The organism is Streptomyces sp. NPDC030183 (genome assembly GCF_055573455.1).
This window is the reverse complement of sequence record NZ_JBVIBK010000055.1, coordinates 1-20543: the sequence shown is the minus strand read 5'-3', so window position 1 is coordinate 20543 and position 20543 is coordinate 1. Positions and strand designations below refer to the sequence as shown.

General features: G+C 70.0%; 12 protein-coding genes, 1 tRNA gene, 1 rRNA gene and 1 pseudogene. 3 read left to right on the top strand and 12 right to left on the bottom strand.

Features of this window, described 5'->3' with window-relative positions:
* Together ACZ4Z2_RS36705 and ACZ4Z2_RS36700 are read left to right on the top strand one after the other, a co-directional pair.
* Window positions 1-159, top strand: a pseudogene (locus ACZ4Z2_RS36705) (IS982 family transposase); the annotation flags it as partial.
* Window positions 160-233: 74 nt separating this feature from the next.
* Window positions 234-998 (top strand): SDR family NAD(P)-dependent oxidoreductase, encoded by a 765-nt coding sequence (locus tag ACZ4Z2_RS36700; RefSeq protein ID WP_468082061.1) that lies wholly within the window; start codon window positions 234-236, stop codon window positions 996-998.
* 497 nt (window positions 999-1495) lie between these two features.
* Here ACZ4Z2_RS36700 and ACZ4Z2_RS36695 read toward each other — a convergent pair whose 3' ends face one another.
* From ACZ4Z2_RS36695 to ACZ4Z2_RS36655, 9 genes are all read right to left on the bottom strand, one after another.
* The gene (locus tag ACZ4Z2_RS36695; protein WP_468082060.1) at window positions 1496-1966 is read right to left on the bottom strand and encodes a Dps family protein; all 471 of its coding nucleotides are present in this window, start codon (window positions 1964-1966) and stop codon (window positions 1496-1498) included.
* 338 nt (window positions 1967-2304) lie between these two features.
* Window positions 2305-2682, bottom strand: a complete 378-nt coding sequence (locus tag ACZ4Z2_RS36690; RefSeq protein ID WP_005481441.1) for a helix-turn-helix domain-containing protein — start codon at window positions 2680-2682, stop codon at window positions 2305-2307.
* Between the two features lie 109 nt (window positions 2683-2791).
* Window positions 2792-3337: a CinA family protein gene (locus tag ACZ4Z2_RS36685; protein WP_468082059.1), complete on the bottom strand. Its 546-nt coding sequence runs from the start codon at window positions 3335-3337 to the stop codon at window positions 2792-2794.
* Window positions 3334-4065 (bottom strand): CDP-diacylglycerol--glycerol-3-phosphate 3-phosphatidyltransferase, encoded by a 732-nt coding sequence (pgsA, locus tag ACZ4Z2_RS36680; RefSeq protein ID WP_468082058.1) that lies wholly within the window; start codon window positions 4063-4065, stop codon window positions 3334-3336. Before pgsA ends, ACZ4Z2_RS36685 begins: the two co-directional genes overlap by 4 nt.
* Window positions 4062-5534 carry a 30S ribosomal protein S12 methylthiotransferase RimO gene (gene rimO / locus ACZ4Z2_RS36675; RefSeq protein ID WP_468082056.1) on the bottom strand — a complete coding sequence of 491 codons (1473 nt, stop codon included), beginning with the start codon at window positions 5532-5534 and terminating at the stop codon, window positions 4062-4064. Before rimO ends, pgsA begins: the two co-directional genes overlap by 4 nt.
* Before the next feature lie 155 nt (window positions 5535-5689).
* On the bottom strand, window positions 5690-6556 hold the full coding sequence (locus ACZ4Z2_RS36670; RefSeq protein ID WP_468082055.1) for a RodZ domain-containing protein: 867 nt from the start codon (window positions 6554-6556) through the stop codon (window positions 5690-5692).
* A 293-nt stretch (window positions 6557-6849) separates the two neighbouring features.
* Complete coding sequence (locus tag ACZ4Z2_RS36665) at window positions 6850-9579, bottom strand: FtsK/SpoIIIE family DNA translocase (protein ID WP_468082054.1); 2730 nt, start codon at window positions 9577-9579, stop codon at window positions 6850-6852.
* Between the two features lie 258 nt (window positions 9580-9837).
* Window positions 9838-10521 (bottom strand): response regulator, encoded by a 684-nt coding sequence (locus ACZ4Z2_RS36660; RefSeq protein ID WP_468082052.1) that lies wholly within the window; start codon window positions 10519-10521, stop codon window positions 9838-9840.
* A 297-nt stretch (window positions 10522-10818) separates the two neighbouring features.
* A complete protein-coding gene (locus ACZ4Z2_RS36655) occupies window positions 10819-16296 on the bottom strand; it encodes a HAMP domain-containing protein (RefSeq protein WP_468082051.1) in 5478 nt (1825 codons plus the stop codon).
* Window positions 16297-16693: 397 nt separating this feature from the next.
* On the opposite strand from ACZ4Z2_RS36655, the gene ACZ4Z2_RS36650 reads away from it, so the two are divergent.
* Complete coding sequence (locus ACZ4Z2_RS36650; RefSeq protein ID WP_468082050.1) at window positions 16694-19441, top strand: SpoIIE family protein phosphatase; 2748 nt, start codon at window positions 16694-16696, stop codon at window positions 19439-19441.
* 64 nt (window positions 19442-19505) lie between these two features.
* On the opposite strand, the gene ACZ4Z2_RS36645 is transcribed toward ACZ4Z2_RS36650, so the two are convergent.
* The 3 genes from ACZ4Z2_RS36645 to rrf all read right to left on the bottom strand — a co-directional run.
* Window positions 19506-19578, bottom strand: a tRNA-Thr gene (locus ACZ4Z2_RS36645).
* 97 nt (window positions 19579-19675) lie between these two features.
* The gene (locus tag ACZ4Z2_RS36640) at window positions 19676-20338 is read right to left on the bottom strand and encodes a DegT/DnrJ/EryC1/StrS family aminotransferase (RefSeq protein ID WP_468082062.1); all 663 of its coding nucleotides are present in this window, start codon (window positions 20336-20338) and stop codon (window positions 19676-19678) included.
* Window positions 20339-20452: 114 nt separating this feature from the next.
* Window positions 20453-20543 (bottom strand): 5S ribosomal RNA (gene rrf, locus ACZ4Z2_RS36635); the annotation flags it as partial.

Genomic DNA, 20543 nt, shown 5'->3' with positions numbered 1-20543 from the left:
CTCAAAGGCCAGCTCGACCTCGAACAGCACGGCGGCCGCACCATCGACGGCGTCGGCGTCCGGGTGGCCCAGCGGATCCTGGCGATGACCTGCGCGATCTGGCACAACCGCGCCACCGGCGCACCCATCACCAGGTCACTGATCGCCTACGACCACTGAGCCACATCGGAACTAATCGTCTAGCCGTCGCCCACTGATTGACGACCCGTCAGAAACGCTCGTACCGTCGCCGCATGGCCATCCAGGCGTACGACCTCACCGGCCGCACCGCGTTCGTCACGGGCGCCGCCGGCGGCATCGGCCGTGCCTCGGCCCTCCTCCTCGCCGAGGCGGGAGCGACCGTGCACTGCGCCGACCTCGACGTGCGGGGCCTGCACGAGACGGCCACGTCGATCAGGGAAGCGGGCGGCACCGCCCACACCCACCACCTCGACGTCACCGACCGCGTCCGTCTCGCACAGGCCGTGGCCGCCTGCGAGGGCCTCCATGTGATGGCGGCGATCGCCGGGATCATGCACAGCAGCCCCGTGCTGGAGACCCAGGACGGGGACCTCGACCGGCTGTGGAGCGTCAACTTCAAGGGAGTGCTGTACGCCTGCCAGGTGGCGGCCCGCCGAATGATCGCCGACGGAATCCGGGGCAGCATCGTCACCATGGCCTCCGGCGCGGTGGACACCGGCGGCCCAGGACTCCTCTGCTACGGCGTGACCAAAGCGGCCGTGGTCCAGCTGACGAAGACCCTGGCCACCGAGGTCGGCCCGCACGGCATCCGGGTCAACGCGGTCGCGCCCGGGTGGACCCGTACACCCATGACCGACCGCCACGACGACGCCGCCCAAGCGCGGACGGAATCGTTCATGGCCCGCCTGTCACCACTGGGCCGGGTCGGCGAGCCCGACGACATCGCGCACGCCGTACTGCACCTCGCCTCCGACGCCGCGTCATTCACCACGGGCCAGATCGTCCGCCCGAACGGCGGCGTGGCCATGCCCTGGTGACCTCACCCGCGAGCTCCCGCCCCCGCCCCGTCCACCCCGCCCCTCTCCCCCAGACCCCTTCGGCACGCAGTGCACGGGCAGGAGACTCAGCCCCCACCCCCCGGCCACGACCGCCCCCTCCACCACGCCGGCATCCGGCGCGACAGCGAGTCGCAGCGCTCCCCACCACCACAGCGCACCGAGTCCCAGAGTCGCCCCCCAGCGCACTATCCGCATAGCCGCCACCTCCAGGCCTTCGGGCCCCACCTCAACGACGCTAGACGGCCCTCGGCTCGGACGGGGAGGGCGCATCACCGGCACAGGGACGCACGACTCACTCACAGACAAGGCACCCACACGGCGCCCGACGCGCCCCGTGGCCTCACACCGCTCTCGACACGCACCCGGCGCACCCACCAGCCGCCCTGACCGCCCCCACCGCCCCACCATCAGTAGGCCCCCGCCCTCGTCCTCGCCCCCGGAACCGCCCAGGCGCAGGCACAGGTACAGGCACAGCCCTATCCGTGCTCCGCTTGAAACATCCAGTGATGCTTCTCGAGATCCGCCGTGATCCCGATGAAGATGTCCTGGCTCACCGGATCCGCCTCCGCGGTGCTCTCCACCCGTGTCCGCATCCGAGTGATCACCGCGCCGAGCGCGTCCACCAGTGTGCCCACGGCGTCCGTGTCCTTGACCCAGCCGTCGGGCACCTTTCCGATGCCGCTGCTCCCGGCCACCGTCGCGGCCCGGCCGTCCGGCGAGACACCCAGCGTGGCCGCTCGCTCGGCGACCGTGTCGGAGTGCAGTCGGGCGGTGTCCACGACCTCGTCGAGTTGCAGATGGACGGAACGGAAGCGGGGCCCGACGACGTTCCAGTGGATCTGCTTGGCCACGAGGGACAGGTCGACGAGGTCGACCAGGGCACCTTGCAGCGCCTCGGAGACGGTCTTGAGATCGGCCTCGGACAGCGGGCTCTTCACGACGTACATCGGCGCGCTCCGGTTCTCGATGGGACGTACGGACGCACGACCTGACCGGCCCTACGCCCTGACGACGGTGTGCGGACGCGCGAACGTCTCGCGCGCACGCCCCCGAGCCCGCCCCTCCACGATGACCGCACACCACCAGCCCGGCAAACGGGAACCCCGGCGCACACCCCACAGGGCCCGCCCTTTGAGCCCCACCGCTGAAGCTCACCCGCCGCCGCCCCACACCACACAAAAACCCCGACCGGCACCCCCAGGTCGCCCTGGAGGCCCCGCCCGGGGCTTCCGCTCACTTCTTCTTCAGCGGCGCGTGTCGAACCTCACGCACACACGTGCGGCTGTCACGCCGCCACGACGTCCACCGCTTCGGCGGGCGCCTTGATCGTGACCCGCTCCGGTGGCACACCGGCCACCGACACGGAGTTGAGCATGGGTCGACGCACTGGTGCTGGCACCGGCTCGGTGGCCGCTGCGGACTGGGCCAGCTCGGCAAGGGCGAGCTCGTCACTCACTTCCCGCATGAGCTCGGACATCCGTACGTCCAGCGCGTCGCAAATGGCGGAGAGCAGCTCGGAGGAAGCCTCCTTCTGCCCCCGCTCCACCTCGGAGAGATAGCCGAGTGAGACTCGGGCGGACGAGGAGACTTCGCGCAGAGTACGGCCCTGGCGCTGGCGCTGCCGACGCAGCACGTCACCAAGCAGGCGACGGAGCAGAATCATCGGTGGCTCCCTCCTCGGACCGTGTAGCCGCATCCTTCACGCCCCACCGTACCGCCTCGCGCTGCGGCCGTGCGGGGAGCGCTGTTGTGTTCACTCAGGGCTGCAAACATCAAGTCCCCCCGTTGTGTTCCGTATCCTGTGCCCGCTCATTCCCGGTCTGTTCGCCCGCTAGCTCCCGGAGGAGGAGTGCGAGCACGCTCCGTACACTCTCCATACGAATTTCCGCCCGGCCGCCGTTCAACCTCAACGACGCCACTTTCCCGCCACTGAATGCGCCCGAATCCGCGTTGAGGGGCCCGGCGACGGCGACATGGACCGTGCCGACGGGCTGCCCGTCCTGAGGGTCGGGGCCCGCGACCCCGGTGGTCGAAATTCCCCAGTCGGCGCCGAGCGCCTTGCGGACGCCGTCCGCCATCTGGGCCGCCACCTGCGGGTCCACCGCTCCGCGCTGGTCCAGGAGGGTGGCGTCGACGCCCAGCAACTGGTGCTTCACCTCGGTCGCGTAGGCGGTGACCGAGCCCCGGAACGCCTGGGAGGCGCCGGGGACGTCCGTGATCGCGGCCGCGACCAGACCGCCGGTGAGCGACTCGGCGACGGCGAGCGTCTCGCCCCTCACCCTCAGTAGTCGCAGCACGTCAGCGGCTGTGGACGTCACCGTTCCGCTCCCTCCGCCGCGGCCAGGCGCTCGGCGATTCCATGCCGGCGCAGCACAATGGCCTGTCTCACGTAGTCGAGTCCCGTGACGACGGTGAGAATGACCGCCACGGCCATCACCCAGAACCTCAGGGTGGCCAGGGGGCCCTCCAGCGCCAGGACGTACATCCCGACGGCGGTGCCCTGGGCCAGGGTCTTGAGCTTGCCCCCGCGGCTCGCGGGGATCACCCCGTACCGGATGACGACGAAACGCAGCAGGGTGATCCCGAGTTCGCGGCCGAGGATGACCGCCGTCACCCACCAGGGCAGATCACCGAGGGACGACAGGCAGATCAGCGCCGAGCCCATGATCGCCTTGTCGGCGATGGGGTCGGCGATCTTCCCGAAGTCGGTGACGAGGTTGTAGGTCCGGGCCAGATGGCCGTCGAAGATGTCGGTGATCATGGCGACGGCGAAGGCGGCCCAGGCCCAGGCCCGCCACACGGGGTCGTACCCGCCGTCCATGAGCATCAGCACCACGAAGCCGGGCACGAGGACCAGGCGGACCATGGTCAGGATGTTCGCGATGTTCCAGAGGCTGGCCTGGTTGACGGCGGCAGCGCCGAGCTTCCCGCCACGCACGGGCTTGGCGTCTCCGGGAGCGCTCGGGGCGCCGGGAGCGCCGGAGGCACTCGTGGCGCTCTTGGCGCCGGGGGAGCCGCCCGCCGCGGATGCCGGGACTCCCGTCATCTGGCCGCCTCCTCAGTACACGCGAGGGAGCCCACGAGCGCCTCGGCCACCAGGTCGACGCCTTCGGTGCCGACCACCTTCGCGTCGACCATAAGGCCGACCGTCAGGTTCTCGCCGTTCGTGAGCAGCACCTGGCCGTCCGTCTCGGGTGCCTGGTGGGCGGCGCGACCGTAGGCGCCCTCGTCGCCGTCGACCGACTCGACCAGGACGCGGACCGTCTGCCCGACCCGCTCCTCGGCGCGCTGCGAGACCAGTTCCTCGGCCAGCCGGGAGACGCGCGCGAGGCGCTCGGCGACCACGTCCTCGTCGAGCTTGTTGTCGTACGTGGCCGCTTCGGTGCCCTCCTCGTCGGAGTACCCGAAGACACCGATCGCGTCCAGCCGCGCGCCGTTCAGGAAGCGCTCCAGCTCCGCGAGGTCGTCCTCGGTCTCGCCGGGGAAGCCGACGATGAAGTTGGACCGGACGCCGGCCTCGGGGGCCTTGGCGCGGATCGTGTCGAGCAGCTCCAGGAAGCGGTCGGTGTCGCCGAAGCGGCGCATCGAACGCAGCACGTCGGGCGCCGAGTGCTGGAAGGAGAGGTCGAAGTAGGGCGCGACCTTGGGGGTGGAGGTGAGCACGTCGATGAGGCCGGGCCGCATCTCGGCGGGCTGGAGGTAACTGACGCGCACCCGCTCGATGCCGTCGACCTCGGCGAGCTCGGGCAGCAGCGACTCCAGCAGCCGGATGTCGCCGAGGTCCTTGCCGTACGAGGTGTTGTTCTCGGAGACCAGCATGACCTCCTTGACGCCCTGCTCGGCGAGCCAGCGGGTCTCGTTCAGCACGTCCGAGGGGCGGCGGGAGATGAAGGAGCCGCGGAAGGACGGGATGGCGCAGAAGGAGCAGCGGCGGTCGCAGCCGGAGGCCAGCTTCACGGAGGCGACGGGCGAGCCGTCGAGCCGGCGGCGCAGCGGTGCGCGCGGGCCGGAGGCCGGAGCGAGGCCCTCCGGAAGATCGGCGGGGGCGTGCCCGGGGAGCGCCACCTGCGCCGCCGACTCCTGGCGCTCGGCCGGGCTGATCGGCAGCAGCTTGCGGCGGTCGCGCGGGGTGTGCGAGGCGTGGACGCCGCCGCTCAGGATGGTCTGGAGGCGGTCGGAGATGTCCGCGTAGTCGTCGAAGCCGAGCACGCCGTCGGCCTCGGGCAGGGCCTCGGCCAGCTCCTTGCCGTACCGCTCGGCCATGCAGCCCACGGCCACGACGGCCTGGGTTCTGCCGTGGCCCTTGAGGTCGTTGGCCTCAAGGAGCGCGTCGACGGAGTCCTTCTTGGCGGCTTCGACGAAGCCGCAGGTGTTGACGACCGCGACGTCCGCGTCCTCGGCGTCCTCGACGAGCTCCCAGCCGTCCGCCTCCAAGCGGCCTGCGAGCTCCTCCGAGTCCACCTCGTTACGGGCGCAGCCAAGAGTGACGAGTGCGACGGTACGGCGTTCAGGCATGGGCTCAAGACTACTTCGTCCCACTGACACCCCACGTCGACGGGGTTGGCCGATCCCGGCCAACCCCGTGCGTACGTTTCCCTGTGCCTCCTCTGTGCGGACCGGACCGCGCCCCGCGGGCGGACCGCACGGCCCCGGCGCGGCCGACCGACCGGTCAGCCGACCTCCGGGTCGCCCTTCGTGTACGTCAGGCGTTCGACCTGCCCGGGGCGGAAGTCGTCCTTGATCTTCTTGCCGTTGACGTAGAGCTGCACGGCCCCGGCGTCGCCGAGGACGAGGTCGATCTTGGAACCGTCCTGGAAGGTCTTGGACTCGCCCTGCTGGAGGAGGCCGTCCCACAGGAGCTGACCGTTGTGGTCCTTGGCGGAGATCCAGCTGCGGCCGTCGGAGGCGGTGACCCGGACGGTGACCTTGTCGCGGGGCGCGGCCGCGATGGCGCTGTCGGACGGCTCCTGCTTGGGGTCGGCCTCGGGCTTGTCGGCCTTGGGCGTGGGCGAGGGGGATGTGCCGGCGGTGGGCGTGGAGCCCTCGACGGCCTGGGTGGAGGCGTCGTCGTCCTGTCCGCCGTCGAACGCGGTGAAGCCGACGAAGCCGATCACCGCGACGATCGCGGCGACCATGGCGGCGGTCCAGTTGGGGCCGCGGCGCTCGGGGCGGATGCGTTCCGCCTCGAACAGGGGTGCTGCGGGGGTGGGCGCGGGACGCCCGCCGTGTGCCTCGTCGTACTGGGCGAGCAGCGGGGCGGCGTCGATGCGCACCGCGCGCGCGAGCGAACGGATGTGACCGCGCGCGTAGACGTCGCCACCACAGGGGGCGAAGTCGTCCTGCTCGATCGCGTGCACGATGGCGATGCGCACCCGGGTGGCGTTGCTGACGTCGTCGACGGTCAGCCCGGCCTCGATGCGCGCCTGCCTCAGGGCATGGCCGATCGAGGGGCGTTCCGCCGCGCGTTCGTCTCGGTCGTCTTCGAACGGACGCTCGTCTTCGGGGAAGTTGCCGTCAGGGGAGTTGCCGATGGACACGGGGGCGCCTTTCGAGCGTGTAGCCACCTGTGCTGGAGGTTCAGTCTAGGGGGGGTACGAAAGGGTGGGGCAACCGGGCGGTGAGTCTTTGTACGCCATCAGAATGGCCGGTCATCCTGCTGGTGGTGAGGGTGGGACACAGGGCTTTCCCCTCCTCCAACTTGACGTACGGCGAAGGGAAACGGTTGCTCACCATTTCCTTACGGCTGGGTCACGTTCGAATACCCGGATGCCGTAGGTCCACCCGTGCTCCCGGCGTGTTCCACCCGCGCGGAGGCCCTCCCGCGCGGCCGCTACTCCTCAGTTTCCCCCCTGATCACTGCCAGCACTCCATCGAGCTCGTCGGGTTTCACGAGAACGTCACGCGCCTTGGAGCCCTCGCTCGGCCCGACCACGCCCCGCGACTCCATGAGGTCCATCAGCCGGCCGGCCTTGGCGAAGCCGACACGCAGCTTGCGCTGGAGCATGGAGGTCGAGCCGAACTGCGTGGAGACGACGAGTTCGGCCGCCTGGCACAGCAGGTCGAGGTCGTCGCCGATCTCCTCGTCGATCTCCTTCTTCTGCTTGGTGCCCACGGTGACGTCGTCGCGGAAGACGGGCGCCATCTGGTCCTTGCAGTGCTGGACGACCGCCGCGACCTCGTCCTCGGTCACGAACGCGCCCTGCATACGGGTGGGTTTGTTCGCGCCCATCGGGAGGAACAGCCCGTCACCCTTGCCGATGAGCTTCTCGGCGCCGGGCTGGTCGAGGATGACCCGCGAGTCGGCGAGGGACGAGGTGGCGAAGGCCAGCCGTGAGGGGACGTTGGCCTTGATGAGACCGGTGACGACGTCGACCGACGGCCGCTGCGTGGCGAGCACCAGATGGATGCCGGCCGCGCGGGCCAACTGGGTGATGCGCACGATGGCGTCCTCGACGTCCCTGGGCGCGACCATCATCAGGTCGGCCAGCTCATCCACGATGACCAGCAGGTACGGGTACGGCTGGAGCTCGCGCTCACTGCCCTCGGGCAGCTTGACCTTGCCGTTCCTGATGGCCTCGTTGAAGTCGTCGATGTGCCGGAAGCCGAAGGCCGCCAGGTCGTCGTAGCGCAGGTCCATCTCGCGCACGACCCACTGGAGGGCCTCTGCGGCCCGCTTGGGGTTGGTGATGATCGGCGTGATCAGGTGCGGGATGCCCTCGTACGCGGTCAGCTCGACGCGCTTGGGGTCGACGAGGACCATCCGCACGTCCTCGGGGGTCGCCCGGACCATGATCGACGTGATCAAGCAGTTGATGCACGACGATTTACCGGAGCCGGTCGCGCCCGCGACCAGGATGTGCGGCATCGTCGCCAGGTTGGCCATCACATAGCCGCCCTCGACGTCCTTGCCGAGCGCCACCAGCATCGGGTGGTCGTCCTCGGCCGCGTCGGCGAGACGCAGGACGTCACCGAGCTTGACCATCTCACGGTCGGTGTTGGGGATCTCGATGCCGACCGCCGACTTGCCGGGAATCGGGCTGATGATCCGTACGTCCGGGCTGGCGACGGCGTAGGCGATGTTCTTCGTCAGGGCGGTGATCCGCTCGACCTTCACGGCGGGGCCGAGCTCGACCTCGTAGCGCGTGACCGTCGGCCCGCGGGTGAAGCCGGTGACGGAGGCGTCGACCTTGAACTCGGTGAAGACGTTGGTGAGCGAGGCGACGACGGCGTCGTTGGCGGCGCTGCGGGTCTTGCCGGGGCCGCCCCGCTCCAGCAGGTCGAGCGAGGGCAGCGCGTAGGTGATGTCGCCGGAGAGCTGGAGCTGCTCGGCGCGCGCAGGCAGCTCACGCGGCTCCTCGGGCGCCTTCTTGGTCAGGTCCGGCACCAGGGTCTCCTGCTGCGGGGCCTTGGCCGCCTTGTCGGCCGGGGGTTTCTGCTGCGGCGTCCGGGTGCGCGCGGCGGGTACGGGCGTGGTCTCCTCGCGGTCCCCGGCGCTCACGCCGTGGGTGAGGTCGGCGACCACCGGCGACGGCGGCATCCCGTGGAGCACGGCCCCGTCGAGGGCGGCGGCCGCCGCGGCGGCGACATCCACGGCGTCCATCGGCCGGTCCGGGTCGGGCTGACGCACGGCGGAACGCCGGGGGCGGCGCCTGGACAGCGCCTCCTGCTCGGCGTCGTCCGGGTCGTACCCCTGGGGCGCGGCTCCGCCCCGGCGGGAGCGCGCGGGGAGCGTTTCGCGCCACTGCTCGTCGTAGCGCGCGTCGTCGTCGGCGTACGGCTCCACGTCGGCCGCGACGATGCCCAGCTTCTGCCCGAGGAGCCTCAGCCGCTGCGGGATCGCGTTGACCGGGGTGGCGGTGACGACGAGGAGTCCGAAGACGGTGAGCAGCACCAGCATGGCCACGGCGAGCGCGTCGCCCATGGTGTACGTCAGCGGGGTGGCCGTGCCCCAGCCGATCAGGCCGCCGGCGTCCCTTATGGGCTGCATGCCGGCGCTGCGTGCGGGCGACCCGCAGGCGATGTGGACCTGTCCGAGCACGCCGACGACGAGCGCGGACAGGCCGATGACGATACGGCCGTTGGCCTCGGGCTTCTCGGGGTGCCGGATGAACCGTACGGCGATGATCGCGAGCAGTATCGGCACGAGCAGGTCGAGCCGGCCGAACGCGCCCGTCACCAGCATCTCGACGAGGTCGCCGACGGGACCGCGCAGATGGGACCAGGTGCCGGCGGCGACGATCAGGGCGAGGGCGAGCAGCAGCAGCGCGACGCCGTCCTTGCGGTGCGCCGGGTCGAGGTTCCTCGCGCCCTGCCCTATGCCGCGGAAGACGGCGCCGACGGCGTGCGCGGCACCGAGCCAGACGGCGCGTACGAGCCGGTACACGCCCCCGGTCGGACTGGGCGCCGGCTTCGGAGGGGCCGTCTTCTTCGCCGCCGCCTTCTTGGCGGGTGCCTTCTTGGCGGCGGCTTTCTTCGCGGGGGCCTTCTTCGCCGGAGCCTTCGTCGGAGCGGCCGCCTTCTTCGCGGGCGACTTCTTCGCAGCGGACTGACGTGAGGCCATGAGTGTGAGGTTACCGGTGGAGGCCACGGGCGACACGTGTGCCTACTGCTTCACCCGTTCGTGTCGCGTACCCGGTGCCCCAAAGCTGACGGACACTGACGATCCCTCAGCCCGTCAGCGTCCGGGCACACCCCCAGGGCACAACCTCAGGCACCACTGAAGGGCCCAAGCTCAGCGCGCGGCCTCAGGGCACAACTACGGCCGGGCCCCGGCCACTTCCCCGGCCTGGACCCGTGCACGGCGACGGCGGGACACTGATCAGTTCTGCGAGGGCAGCGAGGCGGGTCCGCCCGTGCCCGGCTCCAGCGCGTCCAGCGCCCTGCGCAACCCGGTCAGTTTGCGTTCGAGATGGGCAGCGGTCGCCACCGCCGCCGCGTCCGCCGAGTCGTCGTCGAGCTGTTTGGAGAGGGCCTCCGCCTGCTCCTCCACCGCCGCGAGGCGCGCGGAGAGTTCGGCGAGGATGCCGCCGGAGGGCTCCTTCGAGCCGCCCGCCACACCCTTGCCGCCGCCCTCCAACTGGAGCCGCAGCAGCGCCGCCTGCTCCCTGAGCTGGCAGTTCTTCATGTACAGCTCGACGAAGACGGAGACCTTCGCGCGCAGCACCCACGGATCGAACGGCTTGGAGATGTAGTCGACCGCACCCGCCGCGTAACCCCGGAAGGTGTGGTGCGGTCCGTGGTTGATGGCCGTGAGGAAGATGATCGGGATGTCCCGCGTCCGCTCACGCCGCTTGATGTGCGCGGCCGTCTCGAATCCGTCCATGCCCGGCATCTGGACGTCCAGCAGAATCACCGCGAAGTCGTCCGTCAGCAGCGCCTTGAGCGCTTCCTCCCCGGACGATGCCCGCACCAGCGTCTGATCGAGCGCGGAGAGGATGGCCTCCAGCGCCAACAGATTCTCCGGCCGGTCATCGACCAGGAGGATCTTGGCCTTCTGCACCATGGCCCGCCCTCCTCGCCCCGGCTTGGGGCCTCCCCTGTCCTCAGGATCCGAGGTGACACCGCCGGGCGTCACCCCAGGGGGCGACTCCCTTGCGCCGCCCGTCCTTGTGCCGGTCATCGTAGCCGCACCCCGCCCGTCGCCACACCCTGTCACCGTGATGTCACTGTGCTCGTAGCAGAAACGCGGCGGGGGACCAGAAGGTTCCCCGAATCCCGCGTCTCTACACGGCCTCGGCCACACTCAGTCAGCAACTGGGCATCCCGCTCACCTGCTTGTGACCGCACGTCACCCGTCCCGTCACTCACTCCGCATCCATTGCTCCATCACCGACAGCAGATGATCCGGGTCGACCGGCTTGGTCACATAGTCGGAGGCGCCCGAGTCGATCGCCTTCTCCCGGTCGCCCTTCATCGCCTTGGCCGTCAGCGCGATGATCGGCAGCCCGGCGAACTGGGGCATCCGGCGGATCGCCGTGGTCGTCGCGTACCCGTCCATCTCGGGCATCATGATGTCCATCAGCACGACGGTCACATCGTCGTGCTGCTCCAGGACCTCGATGCCCTCGCGGCCGTTCTCCGCGTACAGCACGGACAGCCCGTGCTGTTCCAGGACGCTGGTGAGCGCGAAGACGTTGCGGATGTCGTCGTCGACGATCAGCACCTTCTCGCCGTCGAACCGGGCGGCTCGGCGCTCCTGCGGCGCCGCCTCCTGCGCCCAGTGCTCCTGTGCCTGCCCGTTGCCCTGGCCGGGCATCGGGGCCTGCGGACCGGCCGACACGGCCCTGCGGCGGCGCCTGAAGAGCGCGGCGGCCCCGTTCTGCGTCTCCTGGTACGACTTCACCTCGGCCGGCGTCTCCGCGGGCTCGCTCAGCTCCGCCTCGGAAGCCAGCAGCTCCCCGGCCTCCAGCGACGACGGCCCGTTGTTCGCGTACCCCTGCGGCGGCAGCTCGCTGGGGTGCAGCGGCAGGTAGAGCGTGAAGGTGGAGCCGCGTCCGGGCTCGCTCTGGGCGTAGATCTCGCCGCCCAGCAGCCGGGCGATCTCCCGCGAGATGGACAGTCCCAGACCCGTACCGCCGTACTTGCGGCTCGTGGTGCCGTCGGCCTGCTTGAACGCCTCGAAGATCACCCGCATCTTGCTGGCCGCGATGCCGATGCCGGTGTCGGTCACCGAGAACGCGATCATGTCGGCGTCCGGGTCGCTCAGCGAGCCCGCCTCCAGCAACTGCTCCCTGATGGCCACCGGCACATCCGCGCCGGCCGGTCGGATCACCAGCTCCACGGCCCCTGAGTCGGTGAACTTCACCGCGTTCGACAACAGGTTCCGCAGCACCTGCAACAGCCGCTGTTCGTCCGTGTGCAGCGTGGCCGGCAGCTCCGGCGAGACCCGTACGGAGAAGTCCAGGCCCTTCTCGGCGGTCAGCGGCCGGAAGGTGGCCTCCACGTAGTCCACGAGCTGGACGAGCGCGATCCGGGTCGGCGAGACGTCCATCTTGCCCGCCTCGACCTTCGACAGGTCCAGGATGTCGTTGATCAGCTGGAGCAGGTCGGAGCCCGCCCCGTGGATCGTCTCCGCGAACTCGACCTGCTTGGGCGTCAGGTTCGACTCGGCGTTGTCCGCGAGCAGCTTGGCGAGGATCAGCAGCGAGTTGAGCGGGGTGCGCAGCTCGTGCGACATGTTCGCCAGGAACTCGCTCTTGTAGCGCATCGAGACGGCGAGCTGCTCGGCCCGCTCCTCCAGGACCTGCCGCGCCTCCTCGATCTCGGTGTTCTTGACCTCGATGTCGCGGTTCTGCCGGGCCAGCAGCTCGGCCTTCTCCTCCAGTTCGGCGTTGGACGCCTGGAGGGCCTTCTGCCGGTTCTCCAACTCGTCCGACCGTTCCCGCAGTTGCTCGGTCAGCTCCTGCGACTGCTTCAGCAGCACCTCCGTCTTGGTGTTGACGGAGATGGTGTTGACGCTCGTCGCGATCATCTCGGCGATCTGGTTCAGGAAGTCCTTCTGGATCTGCGTGAACGGCGTGAACGACGCCAGCTCGATCACCCCGAGCACGGTCCCCTCGAAGAGCACCGGCAACACGATGACCTGCGCCGGGGGTGCCTCACCGAGCCCGGAGGAGATCTTCAGATAGCCGCTCGGCGCGTTCTCCACCAGGATCGTGCGCTTCTCCTGCGCGGCCGTCCCGACCAGCGCCTCCCCCGGCCGGAACGACGTCGGCATGGAGCCCATCGAGTAGCCGTACGAACCGAGCATCCGCAGCTCGTACTGGTCCTCGTTGTCCGGGCCCAAATCCTTGCCGTCGACCAGCGGCATCGCCAGGAAGAACGCACCGTGCTGCGCGGACACCACCGGGGTCAGCTCGCTCATGATCAGCGAGGCCACGTCGTCCAGGTCCCGGCGGCCCTGCATCAGGGCGGAGATCCGGGCGAGGTTGCCCTTGAGCCAGTCCTGCTCCTGGTTGGCGATCGTGGTGTCACGCAGGTTGGCGATCATCTTGTTGATGTAGTCCTGCAGCTCCTTGATCTCGCCCGACGCGTCCACGTCGATCTTGAGATTCAGGTCGCCGCGGGTCACCGCGGTGGCCACGCGCGCGATGGCGCGCACCTGACGGGTGAGGTTCCCGGCCATCTCGTTCACCGACTCGGTGAGGTCCCGCCAGGTGCCGTCGACGTCCCGCACCCGCGCCAGACCGCCCAGCTGCCCCTCGGTGCCCACCTCGCGGGCCACCCGGGTGACCTCCTCGGCGAATGACGACAGCTGGTCGACCATCGTGTTGATGGTGGTCTTCAGCTCCAGGATCTCGCCGCGCGCGTCGATGTCGATCTTCTTGGTGAGATCACCCTTGGCGATGGCCGTCGTGACCATCGCGATGTTGCGGACCTGTCCGGTCAGGTTGGACGCCATCGAGTTCACGGACTCGGTGAGGTCCTTCCAGGTGCCCGCCACACCCGGTACGTGCGCCTGGCCGCCGAGGATGCCGTCCGTGCCCACCTCCCGGGCCACCTTGGTGACCTGGTCCGCGAAGGAGCTCAGCGTCTTGACCATGCTGTTGAAGGTGTCGGCGAGCTGCGCGACCTCGCCGCGCGCCTCGATCGTCACCGTACGGGTGAGGTCGCCGTTGGCGACGGCCGCGGCCACCTGGGAGATGTTCCGCACCTGCATGGTCAGGTTCTTGGCCATCAGGTTCACATTGCCGCTGAGGTCCTTCCAGATGCCGGTGACGCCCGGCACGTGCGCCTGGCCGCCGAGGATGCCCTCGGTGCCCACCTCGCGGGCCACCCGGGTCACCTGCTCGGCGAAGGACGACAGCTGGTCGACCATCGTGTTCACCGTGGTGACGAGTTCGAGGATCTCGCCCTTGGCGTCCACGGTGATCTTCTTCGACAGGTCGCCCTTGGCGACCGCGGTCGTGACCTCGGCGATCTGGCGCACCTGGATGGTCAGGTTGTTCGCCATGAAGTTCACCGACTGGGTGAGGTCCTTCCAGGTGCCGGAGACGCCCTGCACCTCGGCCTGACCGCCGAGCTGGCCCTCCGTGCCCACCTCACGGGCGACCCTGGTGACCTCCTCCGCGAACGACGACAGCTGGTCCACCATCGTGTTCAGCGTGTTCTTCAGCTCCAGGATCTCGCCGCGCGCGTCCACGGTGATCTTCTGGGAGAGGTCACCGCGGGCGACCGCCGTGGCGACCTGGGCGATGTTGCGGACCTGTCCGGTCAGATTGCCGGCCATGCCGTTCACGGACTCGGTGAGGTCGCGCCACACACCGGCCACACCGGGTACGTGCGCCTGACCGCCGAGGCGCCCCTCGGTGCCCACGTCACGGGCCACCCTGGTCACCTGGTCGGCGAACGACGACAGCTGGTCGACCATCGTGTTGATGGTGTTCTTCAGCTCCAGGATCTCGCCGCGCGCGTCGACGTCGATCTTCTGCGAGAGGTCTCCGCGGGCCACGGCCGTCGTCACCTGCGCGATGTTGCGCACCTGGGAGGTGAGGTTGCCGGCCATCGAGTTGACGGAGTCGGTGAGCTCCTTCCACGTGCCCGACACACCGTCCACACGGGCCTGACCGCCGAGACGGCCCTCCGTACCCACGTCCCGCGCCATCCGGGTCACCTGGTCGGCGAACGAGGACAGCTGGTCCACCATCGTGTTCACGGTGTTCTTCAGTTCGAGCATCTCGCCCGCGACATCGACGGTGACCTTCTGTGAGAGGTCGCCGTTGGCCACGGCCGTCGTGACCGCCGCGATGTTCCTCACCTGTCCGGTGAGATTCCGGAACGCCGTGTTGACGGAGTCCGTGAGGTCCTTCCACGTGCCGGCCGCGCCCGGCACCTTCGCCTGACCGCCGAGTCGGCCCTCGGCGCCCACCTCGTTCGCCACCCGGGTGACCTCGGCACCGAAGTAGGACAGCTGGTCGACCATCCCGTTGACGGTGTTCTTCAGCTCCAGCATCTCGCCGGCCACGTCGACGGTGACCTTCTGCGAAAGGTCGCCGTTGGCCACGGCGGTCGTGACGGCCGCGATGTCCCGCACCTGGATCGTCAGGTTCCGGAAGACCGTGTTCACCGAATCGGTGAGGTCCTTCCATGTGCCCGCCGCCCCCGGCACCTGCGCCTGGCCGCCGAGACGCCCCTCGGCCCCGACCTCGTTCGCCACGCGCGTGACCTCATCGGCGAAGATCCGCAGCGTCTCGGTCATCTGGTTGATCGTCTCGGCCAGCTTGGCGACCTCACCGCGCGCCGGGACGGTCACCTTCTGCGACAGATCACCGTTGGCGACGGCGGTGGTGACCTGCGCGATGCCCCGCACCTGCGCGGTCAGATTGCCGGCCATGAGGTTCACCGAATCGGTGAGCTCTTTCCACACACCGGCCACACCCGGCACCTCGGCCTGACCGCCGAGCTGACCCTCCGTGCCCACCTCACGGGCGACCCGCGTCACCTCGGAGGAGAACGCCGAGAGCTGGTCGACCATCGTGTTGACGGTCTCCTTCAGCTCCAGCATCTCGCCGGCGACATGGACCGTGACCTTCCGCGACAGGTCGCCCTTGGCGACCGCCGTCGTCACCAGCGCGATGTCCCGCACCTGCGCGGTGAGCCGGTACGCCATGGTGTTGACGGACTCGGTCAGGTCCTTCCACGAACCGGACATACCCCGCACCCGGGCCTGCCCGCCGAGCTTGCCCTCGGTGCCCACCTCACTGGCCACCCGGGTGACCTCGTCGGTGAACGTCGACAGCTGGTCGACCAGGTTGTTGACGGTCCGCCCGACCTTCAGGAACTCCCCGCGCAGCGGGTGCCCGCTCCCGTCCGGGGCGTGTGTGCGCAGCTCCATGCGGGGCGACAGATCACCCTCCGCGACGGCCGACAACACCCGGCTGACCTCGGAGACGGGCCGCACGAGATCGTCGACCAGCGCGTTCGACGCGTCGATCGCGGCCGCCCAGGACCCCTCGGTCGCGCCCGTCTCCAGCCGCTCGGTGAGCTTCCCCTCACGCCCGACCATCCGCCGCACCCGCGACAGCTCGCCGGTCAGATGCAGATTCCGGTCCGCCACCTCGTTGAAGACGGCGGCGATCTCGGCCATGACCCCGTCGCCCGAGACGGTGAGCCGCTTACGGAAGTTGCCGTCCCGCATGGCCTCCAGCGCGATCAACAGCCGATCCAGGGCAGCCGTGTCCACGGTGGTGGTCCCATTGCGCGGTTTGCGCTGCCTGTTCAGGGACTGTCCGCCTTTCGCGCGCGCCTTCGTGCCTCGCGTCGCTGCGCCAGACTCCACTGTGTCCCTCCCGCAAGGGTCGACCGTTCCTGCTGGACCTACTGCGCCGGTATCCGGACGCATCGCACTGCTCGTACCACTCGTACTACTCCGTACTCGGGTACTTCTGCTCGGTGAGCCGGACGCCACTCCCCGGTACACCTGGCAGGACGGGGTCCGACCCGGCCTTCTCCTCGAAGCCTGCCCAGTGTTTCACCCCGGCTGAACCAGGCCATAACAGTTCGGCAGCTTCGCACACGGTCCGCACACCTCCGGGCGGAAACACAGACGACCGGCATCCGCATGGACGGCGAAGGTAAGTAACCTTGCATGCGGCTGTCCAGCCGTGCCGGTCCCGTCCGGCCTGGGCGGTGGCGCACGAGCACGAGCGGGCAGGCATCGGAGGGGCGGCCGCACCATGACCACCGGACTGCATCCTGGGGAAGCCCCCCAGGAACCCAGGCCGACGGATAATCACCCTCTGCCTCGGCAGGAGGTCGGCCGCGGGTCCCCGCACGACGAGAACCGGACAAGGAGTTCTGTGATCACCGCGCGCGCGGCCGCCAGCTTCGACCCCGTCTCGCGATCCGTCGCGACGGCCCGCTCGTTCGTCCGCGACACCCTGCAGGGCTGGGGCTTCGCCGACATCGTCGACGACGCCGTGGTCCTCACCAGCGAACTGGTCACGAACGCGGTCGTCCACGCGGGCACCTCCGCCGACGTCCTGTGCCTGCGGTCGGACGACGGCGTACGCATCGAGGTCGCCGACAGATACCCCGAGCGCGAGATCCCCCTCCAGTCCAGCGCCGTCAACATGGGCAGCCCCGACCGCGAGGGCGGCCGCGGCCTCCAGCTGTGCGCGGCGATGGCCGGCCGCTGGGGCGTCGAGTACACCCCCACCCACAAGCAGGTCTGGTTCCAACTCGATCTCCCCGACCGCCCCGTCGGCACCCGCACCGCCGGCCCGTGCCTGCCCGCCGATCTGCTGCCGCTCGCCGACGGCCGGGTCCGCGTCGCCGTCGTCCAGATCGACCGCACGGGCGCGATCAACGCGTGGAACGAGGACGCCGAGGAGCTCTTCGGCTACGCCCCCGACCAGGTCATCGGCAAGCCCCTCACCGACCTCGCCGCTTGGCCGCACACCCCCGGCACCAGCACCGGCGTCGCCGAGGCCCTGCGGCTCTCCCGCTGGGAGGGCAGCTACGGCATCCGCGGCGCCAACGGCCGGGTGACCCCGGTGTACGCCTCCCACCTGCGGGTGCGCGACACCGCCGGAGAGCCCTCCACGGTCTGCCTTCTCGTACGGGACCACGAGCGCGCCGTCCTGCAGACCCCGATCCGCGTCCCGAGCGGCGACTCCACCGGCTCCGGCGAGGGCGGCCAGGCCACGGACCCCTTCGAGGTCTTCATCGGCTCCCCCGCCCCGGACGACCTCGACGGCCTCCTCCAGCGCACGGTGGAGCGCGCCCGCGACATGCTCGACGGTGACTCCGCGTTCCTGCTCCTCGCCACCGACGACGAAACCGAGCTGGAGGTACGGGCCTCCACCGGCCTCCCCTCGGCCCGCCAGCGCTTCGCCCGCGTCCCCGTGGAGGCCGGCCCCGGCCGCTACGGCTCGGCCCGCATGCCCGCCGTCCACGACGACCTCGCCGCCGTCCCCGGCGCGGTGCCCCTGCTCAACGGCACCGGCATGCGCTCGGTCGTCACCGTCCCGCTCAAGGTCGAGGGCCGCCTCACCGGCTCCCTCGGCGTCGCGGCCGAGGCCGCCGGCCGCTACTCCAACGAGGAGGCACTGCGCCTCCAGTTCGCCGCCGACCGCATCGCGCTCGCCGTCGAGTCGGCCCGCCTGGGCGAACTGGAACGCCTGCGCCGCGGCTCCCTGTCGTTCCTCGTCGAGGCGTCCGATCTCCTCGCGGGCACCCTGGACCGCGACCAGACGCTGGCCCTGATGGCCCAGATGACGATCCCGACCCTCGCCACCTGGTGCGCGGTCTACACGATCGCCGACCAGGCATCCGACCCGTACCTCTCCTACGTCCTCCACGAGGACGAGGACCTCATCGACGGCCTCAAGGCCCTCCTCTCCAAGATCCCGCCGCCCGAGCCGATCCCCACCCCGGGCGCCCGCGTCTGGACGGCTCCCGCGGAGGCGGCCCACCGGGCGGCCCTGCGCACCTCGATGCGCAGCCTGGGCCTCGGCGAGCCCGCCACGGTCAGCTCCGGCATCGGCACGACGCTGGCGACGGCCTCGGCGGTGGGCGGCGAGACGGTCGTCCTGCCGCTGGTGGCCCGCAACCGTGTCATCGGCATGCTCACGCTCGGCAAGCCCACCGACGAGCACTTCCGCCAGGAGATCCTGGAACTCGCGGAGGACCTCTCCCGCAGGGCCGCCCTGGCCCTGGACAACGCCCGCCTGTACTCGGAGCGCATGGCCATCAGCCAGTCCCTCCAGCGCAGCCTGCTCCCGCCGGAGCTCCCCGACATCGAGGGCGTCGAGGTCGAGGTCATCTACCGCGCGGCCGGCGAGGGCAACGAGGTCGGCGGCGACTTCTACGACCTGTTCCCCATCCGCGACGGCGCGTACGGCTTCGCCATCGGCGACGTCTGCGGCACGGGCCCGGAGGCCGCCGCGGTCACCGGCCTGGCCCGCCACGCCCTGCGTCTACTGGCCCGCGAGGGCTACGGCGGCCCGGCGGTCCTGGAGCGCCTCAACTCGGCGATCATCGACGAGGGCGCCCGCAGCCGCTTTCTGACCCTCCTGTACGGCGAGTTGTGGCCCCAGGAGGACGGCAGCGCGGTCCTGAAGGTCGTGTGCGCGGGGCACCCGCTGCCGCTCCGTCTCCGCCAGGACGGCACGGTGGAGCCCGCCGCCGAACCGCAGCCCCTCCTCGGCGTCATGGAGGACCTGGAGCTGTACGAGCAGACGGTCACCCTCGATCCGGGTGACGTCCTCCTCTGTGTCACGGACGGCGTCACCGAACGCCGCGAGGGCACCCGGATGTTGGGCGACGACGGCCTCACCGAGGTCCTCACCACCTGCACGGGCCTCACGGCCGGCGCGGTGGCGGCCCGTGTGATGCGCGCGGTCGAGCGCTTCGCCTCGGACGCCCCGTCGGACGACATGGCCATCCTGGCGATGCGCGTACCGGGCCTGCACAAGGACTGAACGAGCGGCGAACCGCATGGGGTACGAGAAAGGCCCCGCCCAGATGGGCGGGGCCTTTCGGTTGAGCCCCCAAACGGAATCGAACCGTTGACCTTCTCCTTACCATGGAGACGCTCTGCCGACTGAGCTATAGGGGCCTGTTGCTTTTTGAGGTTTCCCTCGCGGCAACGGAATAGATCATACCCCGAACAGAGCCGTGCTCCCAAACCAAGCTCGGGTGCCCGGCGAGTACGGTCAGAACGCCGGCTGCAGCAGTCCGCCGAGCGCGTTGCAGGCCGACACCAAGCGGTGCAGCTCGCGCCGCGACATGTCCCCGCCGATGGGCAACGCGAGCGTCTCGTCGGCGGCCCGCTCGGTCTCGGGCAGACATATGTCCCGCCGGAACCCCGGCATACGGTGCACCGGCGTCTTCACCGGCACGCTGCACTCAACTCCCCTGGCCCTGATGGCCCGTGCGAACGCGTCACGGTCCGGCCGCCCGTTGCCCGGCACCCGTACGACGTACTGCTGGAAGGTGTGCCCGTCACATCCGTCCGGAGTGCGTACGCCCTTCAGCTTGGCGCTGAGGTACGCGGCACGCTCCCTGCGTACTCCCACCTCGCTGTACGGCGTCTCCGACTCGCCTTGCTCCAGCACCAACAGGCCGTGCCGCTGGCCGACTTGGTGCAGCGCCGCGATGTCCGCCGCCCGTCCGAAGCGGTGCACGGCGACGACCGCCACCGTCCGCGAGGTCACCGCGGCCTCGACGGCCGCCGCGTCCAGGCAGTAGGACAGCGGGTCTATGTCCGCGAAGACCGGCACTGCCCCGGTCAGGCTCACGGCCTGGGCGACCTCGGGGTTCCCGAACGCCGGCACGACCACCTCGTCACCAACGCCGACACCTGCGGCCTTGAGCATTCCAACGGTACCCATAGCGCGGATCCTCGTCGCGCAACGTGAACACCAAGTGACGCACAACAAAAAAGAGCTGGTCCCCGAACCGAAGTTCGGGGACCAGCTCTATCAATGATTGTTCGGCGGCGTCCTACTCTCCCACAGGGTCCCCCCTGCAGTACCATCGGCGCTGTAAGGCTTAGCTTCCGGGTTCGGAATGTAACCGGGC